Origin of the sequence: Psychrobacter sp. UBA2514 (assembly GCF_002341255.1) — a bacterium.
Lineage (GTDB): Bacteria > Pseudomonadota > Gammaproteobacteria > Pseudomonadales > Moraxellaceae > Psychrobacter > Psychrobacter pacificensis.
The window spans coordinates 5,094-6,558 of sequence record NZ_DDNS01000052.1; the positions used below are offsets into that span (position 1 = coordinate 5,094).

The 1,465-nt window shown below is 47.5% G+C and carries 1 protein-coding gene and 1 pseudogene; both read left to right on the forward strand.

Going from position 1 to position 1,465, the window contains the following annotated elements; all coding sequences use genetic code 11:
• A pseudogene (locus tag B3V51_RS12360) lies at nt 1-453 on the forward strand (DUF445 domain-containing protein); the annotation flags it as partial.
• A gap of 290 nt (nt 454-743) precedes the next feature.
• Nucleotides 744-1,465, forward strand: a 722-nt coding sequence (gene ccsA, locus B3V51_RS12365) for a cytochrome c biogenesis protein CcsA (RefSeq protein ID WP_286708511.1), incomplete at its 3' end; no start/stop codon positions are given.

Consider the following 1,465-nt stretch of genomic DNA (forward strand, 5'->3'; position numbering starts at 1 on the left):
GTGTCTGAAGTTTTTGCTGAGATTGTGGTAAAAGATTTGGTCACTCTAGAGAACATCATGAATGAGATGATGTATGGGGATCGTTCAGCGCAAACTCGTGAGCTGATGAAGTCGCATCTATATACGGTGCTTGAGTCACCAGTTATTAGTACGACATTGCGTGTGGGGCTGGGTCGCCGCGATTATGGACAGCTCAAAAACACTATTATTGATAAGTCGATTGTGGCGACTATGGTGCCACTGCGAGATCCTGAGCTCAATGAAAGTCGCGCCAGTAAGATTTTTGGTCTGTTTCGCGATAGAATAAGGGCGCTGACGCCCAGTGAGTTTCAGAATTTGCTGCGTCCTGCTTTTCGTGAGGATGAGATGACGCTGATTATCTTGGGTGGTCTGACTGGGTTTTTGGCAGGGTGGTTACATCTGGTATTGGTATTTTTCCCCTCGATGCCATAAGCAATAACACGATAAACAGTATTTTCAAATAGTCAAAAACAGCAATATCTCATACAGTTTGAGTCAATAAAACAATGCAAGGCCAATGATAGGTCAGCATTTTGTATCAATCATTCAGATTGATACGTCACAATGATAGTAGCGGGTTTTAGGTGCTTCTACAGCTATCGAAACCTCAGTTTTTAACCGTAAACTATGACCGCATAAAGGGACTATTTAGCGTTTGCCAGTGGCTAGCGATGCCATCGGTGAACCCTTAATGGTATCCAAGGTAAACAAGGTTAGACCGTATGTTAATCACAGAATTGGGTTATTTTGCCTTGCTGGCCGCTTTTATACTGGCGATTTTGCAGGTGGTACTACCAACCATTGGTGTCATGCGCGACCACGTCGCTTGGCAGCGTCTAGCACCAAGTCTTGCATGGGCGCAATTTGCGGCCATGGTCACATCATTTGCTGCGCTGATGGCAGGCTTTTATTATAATGACTTTAGCCTCGTCTATGTCACTCAGCACTCCAATACGTTACTGCCTTGGTATTATAAGCTATCTGCAACGTGGGGCGGTCATGAAGGGTCATTGCTGCTTTGGATGACCATTATGGCCACTTGGTGTGCGCTGGTGTCTTATTTTAGCCGCGGATTACCGCTGTCCATGCGTGCGCGTGTTCTTGTGATATTGGCAGGCGTGCAGATGATGATGCTAGCGATGTTGATCTTTACCTCATCGCCATTTGATCGTACCTTGCCCAATTTGCCAGTTGATGGCGCGGATCTAAACCCTGTCTTGCAAGATTTTGGTTTGATTATTCATCCACCGATGCTTTACATGGGCTACGTAGGCATGGTCGTGCCATTTGCTTTTTGCATGGCAGCGTTGTGGGAAGGGCGCTTGGATGCGGTGTGGACACGCTGGTCGCGTCCGTGGGCGCAGGCGGCTTGGGGTTTCTTGACGGTTGGTATCGCACTTGGCTCATGGTGGGCATATTATGAGCTTGGCTGGGGCGGCTGGTG